The following is a 4,405-nucleotide window of genomic DNA, read 5'->3' as shown; positions in this document are numbered from 1 at the left end:
TTTCGGACGCAACTGGAAGCCCTTGTAGAAACAATAAAGGGGGTGACGCCTTGAATAACGGAAAACTTCTGGCTGGATTGGATGCAGGTCACATTAATACGAAGGCCGTAATAATGAGGGGCAAGGAAATCCTTGGCTATTCCACGGCCCCCACAGCATGTGATGTAGCGGCTGCGGCTCAAACAGCACTAAATGATGCCCTGAAAAGTGCGGGTATCTCCGGTGGTGAACTGGCCGGCATCGTCACCACGGGAATCTTTAGAGATATGGTTAAGACACCGGCATTGAACGTAACCACAACGGTGCCCGAATACGTAGCGGATGCCAAAGGGGCTTTATTCCTTAACAATGACTCAAGAACAGTCATCGATATTGGCGGAAATGTACATAAAGCGATCAGTTATGACCAGAACGGGAATGTGCTGGATGTAATTCAGAATGATAAATGTGCTGATGGCCTGGGCATTTTCTACACGAGCATAGCGAAACTTCTGGGGGTAAGCGAGGAGGAGCTGTCCCAATTAGCCCTAAAGTCGACCAAAAATGTGTCTGTTGCTATTCAATGTGCCCTGTCCGCCGAATCAGAGGCCATTGATCTGATGTGTCAAGGAGTGGACGCTACGGATGTAGCAGATGCCATCACCAGATTCATGGTTGAGCGCGTTGCTGCTATGTCCACCTGTATGCCCCTTACGAAAGAGATCGTGGTAGCTGGAGGATTGGCCAGATCTCAAGCGGTTATTAACCACCTTCAGAATCTGATAAAACAGGAGGTAAGCGTGGTGAACCTTCCTGAGTATGTAGGCGCAATAGGAGCTGTAGTGAGTTATGGAGGTGGAAAATGAGTGAGTATGCTTCGATAAATAAACAGCTGGATTGGACAAAGGCTAAGGTGATAGCGGCTGGAGTCGATATTGGAGCAGTGACATCCAAAGCATTGATACTGCTTGACGGACAACCCTATGCATCTTCTCAGGTTACGACCCGAACACCCAAAGAATCGGCTTTCGGTGCTATAAACGAGGCCCTGAGCAAAACCGGTTTAAAACTGGAAAATATCCATTACATAGTCGCGACCGGTCGCGGGAGCGTGCAGGTGACCTTTGCTCATAAAGCTATATCGGAAATTGCATGCGGCGCGGCAGGGGCGGTACGAATATGGGGCCCATCGGTCCGTACGGTGCTCGATGCCGGAGGGCAAAGTTGCAGGGTGATCCACTGCACCGAAAAGGGCAGAGCAACCTCATTCCTCTGGAACGACAAATGTGCCGCTGGTATCGGAAGGTCGATGGAAGCATTTGGCGATCTGGTTAAGAAAGACCTGACGGAGATGGCAAACATCGCGCTCCAGTCTGATAAATTTCCCAAACTGAGTGACTTTTGCGCCGTATATGCACAGTCCGAAGCCCTGGATCTCATTCGAAGCAAAGTACCAATAGAAGAGCTGATAGCGGGTTACCATTACGCTATGGCCAGGAGGATCAGCACATTGGTGGATAGATCGGGTGTGAAAAAGGATTTCGTCATCATTGGAGGGCTGGCCAAGAATCCAGGAATAATAAACCGGGTGGAAAGCATCCTGAAGATAAGCAGGCTGGCTCCTAAGTCTGAATGGGATCCTGCATTAACACCGGCCCTGGGTGCAGCTCTATATGCGGGTGGTTTCTACAAGAGGCAAGGATAACCAGGTACTGTCAGTATAATTGTGTCTGGTGTTTTGTTTTACATGGCAAATGTTATATAGTTATATAGATAGAATGTGAACTTAGAACGGCATTGGATCCCGATATACGCGATATAGGAGGTGAGGGGGTTTCGCGAAGAGAAAGACCTGCCGGGCGTTGCACCGGCCCATGCTTTGTAAGGAAGTGATTCAAATAACATGAAGAATGCTTTGTCGACAGCATGCAGCATGGATTTGTTGATGCTGTAAAGCTTCAAAAAAAGAACCGATAAGGGGGAATTATGAAAGCTTTGACAAAGGTATTATTTGTGGGTCTTTTGGTATTCGGTCTTTACACCTCTCTCATCGCGGCAGATCCGATCCTCCTGGGTGTCCCGACTTCGCTGAAACTCTTAGAGGGCTATGAAAGCCACAGGGCGGTAGTCCTGGCCGTAGAAGAGATTAATGCAAAAGGCGGCGTCACTGTAGGGAACGAAAAGCGATTATTCAAGGTAGAATCACTTGACATTCGGGACGGCGAACCCGGAGTCCCGGTTTCCGAAGCGCTTCTCGGTATCGAGAAAATCATTCTCCATAAGAAGGTATATGCAACACTCGTGGGCAATTTCAGGTCTGAAGCGCTACTCGCTGCTATGGACATCTATTCAAAGTACAAGGTCATCAATATTGGAAGTATCCCGATGTCGCCAAAATTCCAGCAAAAGGTTCTGAGCAACCCGGAAAAATACAAATATTCATTTAGAGTATGTCTTGAAGCAACGGGCCTTTCCAGATACATGAGCGGCTTGATGAAATTGATTGGAAAGGATTTTGGTTACAACAAGGTATTTATAGCCACCCAGGATGTCCTGTGGGCAACGGCAACGGGTTCCATGATGGAAAAATGGTACAAGGATAACGGCTGGACAGTACTTGGTTTTGAGAAGTATCCCACCGGGGCTTCAGATTTTTCTACTACTCTGATGAAGGCAAAATCGGGCGGCGCACAGCTTATCCTGGTCATATTCGACATGCCTACCAGCGGAATCCTCGTCAAACAGTGGAAGAGCATGAAGATCCCCGCCCTGATGGCAGGATATAACGGGCCGCTTATGGGTTCAAAGGCGTGGCAGACCTTTGGAGAAGACATTGAGGATTCACTGAATATTATAGAAGACATAGGCCCTATTCCGGTGAGGGCTTATCCCCCGGCGACAAAATTTTACGAGGCATACACAAAAAGATGGAAAGAAAGCCCTCAGGCAGGCCACGGGGTTGGCGCCTCATACGATGCGGTGTACATGCTCGCTGCTGCAATTGAAAAAGTAGGAACGTTAGACCCGGATAAAGTATCTGCCGCTCTTGCCGAGACCGATATGACAGGAGTGGTGGGCAGGCTAAAATTCGACAAAGGACATCAGCTGATCTATGGAGAAGACCCGAAGACAGGCGGATTAGGTGTTTGGTTCCAGTGGAAGAAGGGTGAAAGGGTTATCGTATATCCTGAATCCGTAGCTGATGGAAAGATAGATAAACCGGTGTGGACAAAGTAACTCCCTGCTGTTACGGACACAGACATGCCGGAGGGCCGGCAGGCGTCAAGTGACGCCGGTCGGCCTTGATTAGCGTATCTGATCTGATGTAGATTAAAGGAATCTTGCGCCATCATGTCCAAAAAGGTCACCAGAAGAGAACACATCATCCAGGCAGCTATTGAAGTCTTCGGCAAGAAAGACTTCCAGAGTGCAAGCATTTCTGAAATAGCTCAAAGGGCGGGTATTGCCGACGGCACCATCTATCAGTATTTCAAGAACAAGGAAGATCTCTTCTTCTCTATTCCTATTGAGAAAACGAACGAATTCCGCAGCCAGGTCGAACTACATCTGGAAGGGATCACGGGGGTTTTCAACAAGCTTCGAAAATTCGTATGGTACTTTCTTTATTTTTTTAAAACCAACCCCGAGTATGGAAGGCTATTGATGCTCGAGATGCGGGTGAACAAGAGTTTTGTTAAGACAGATACATACGACTTTCTCAAGCAATCGGTACGTTCAGTATGGGATATCATCGAAGAAGGGCGGAAGGAGGGTGTCATCAGAACAGATATGGATATCTATATTCTGCGCCATCTGGTTTTGGGCATTCTTGAACACATGGTGAGCCGCTGGCTCCTGAAAGATACAAAATACGATATCCTGGAACACCATCAACAGGTGAGCCGGCTACTGATCGACGCGTTGAGAAGCAGGACCCACAATCAGTCGACATAGAGCAATACCAGCCGTTTATTCCTGATATCGGCCGCCCTGTTATCATATGCCCATCTGTCCATTGCCTTTGAGATGAACTCTCTGCCGTTGTCCATGCAGATTACATCTAGGTAGCCCCCGGGTGTGCTTCAATCCCTCGAGATGGTACAGACGGTGTACCCTTTTGTGGTTCACCTTCCATCTTTCAGACCCTAAGGAGCACATATATCCTCATGAAGCATGTGCTTATCCAGTGAGAGGTCTGTCACCATCTGTTTGAGCCTTCTGTTCTCCTCCTCAAGTTGCCGTAATCTTCTTAGCTCGTTTGTCCACAGTCCGCCGTATTTCTTCTTCCACCGGTAAAACGTTGCCTGGTGATCCCCACCTTCCTGATCACCTCCCTGACGGGTGCTCCCGGTTCGGCCTGCTTCAGGGTAAACACGATCTGCTCCTCGGTGAACTTCGATGTCTTCATGACAAAATTCTCTTTGTT

The 4,405-nt window shown here is 48.3% G+C and carries 4 protein-coding genes and 1 pseudogene; 4 read left to right on the top strand and 1 reads right to left on the bottom strand.

Annotated features, from left to right (window positions below; all coding sequences use genetic code 11):
- The 4 genes from PHU49_15040 to PHU49_15025 all read left to right on the top strand — a co-directional run.
- Nucleotides 1-845: acyl-CoA dehydratase activase (locus PHU49_15040; protein MDD5245322.1), on the top strand; the 845-nt coding region annotated here is incomplete at its 5' end.
- Nucleotides 842-1,684, top strand: a complete 843-nt coding sequence (locus PHU49_15035; GenBank protein ID MDD5245321.1) for an acyl-CoA dehydratase activase — start codon at nucleotides 842-844, stop codon at nucleotides 1,682-1,684. The genes PHU49_15040 and PHU49_15035, both read left to right, overlap by 4 nt.
- Nucleotides 1,685-1,965: 281 nt before the next feature.
- A complete protein-coding gene (locus tag PHU49_15030) occupies nucleotides 1,966-3,216 on the top strand; it encodes an ABC transporter substrate-binding protein (protein ID MDD5245320.1) in 1,251 nt (416 codons plus the stop codon).
- Nucleotides 3,217-3,330: 114 nt separating this feature from the next.
- Nucleotides 3,331-3,933 carry a TetR/AcrR family transcriptional regulator gene (locus PHU49_15025; protein ID MDD5245319.1) on the top strand — a complete coding sequence of 201 codons (603 nt, stop codon included), beginning with the start codon at nucleotides 3,331-3,333 and terminating at the stop codon, nucleotides 3,931-3,933.
- A 203-nt stretch (nucleotides 3,934-4,136) separates the two neighbouring features.
- Here the strand turns inward: PHU49_15025 and PHU49_15020 are convergent.
- Nucleotides 4,137-4,387, bottom strand: a pseudogene (locus tag PHU49_15020) (transposase).
- Nucleotides 4,388-4,405 lie beyond the last annotated feature (18 nt).

This window comes from Syntrophorhabdaceae bacterium, assembly GCA_028713955.1.
GTDB lineage: Bacteria > Desulfobacterota > Syntrophorhabdia > Syntrophorhabdales > Syntrophorhabdaceae > UBA5609.
Note: the sequence above shows the minus strand (reverse complement) of the source record. Positions and strands in the feature narration are given on the sequence as shown.

Excerpts from the sequence above, each read along its gene's own strand:
- PHU49_15025 (MDD5245319.1), top strand. The coding sequence starts at position 3,331 with ATGTCCAAAAAGGTCACCAGAAGAGAACACATCATCCAGGCAGCTATT.
- PHU49_15035 (MDD5245321.1), top strand. The coding sequence starts at position 842 with ATGAGTGAGTATGCTTCGATAAATAAACAGCTGGATTGGACAAAGGCT.
- PHU49_15030 (MDD5245320.1), top strand. The coding sequence starts at position 1,966 with ATGAAAGCTTTGACAAAGGTATTATTTGTGGGTCTTTTGGTATTCGGT.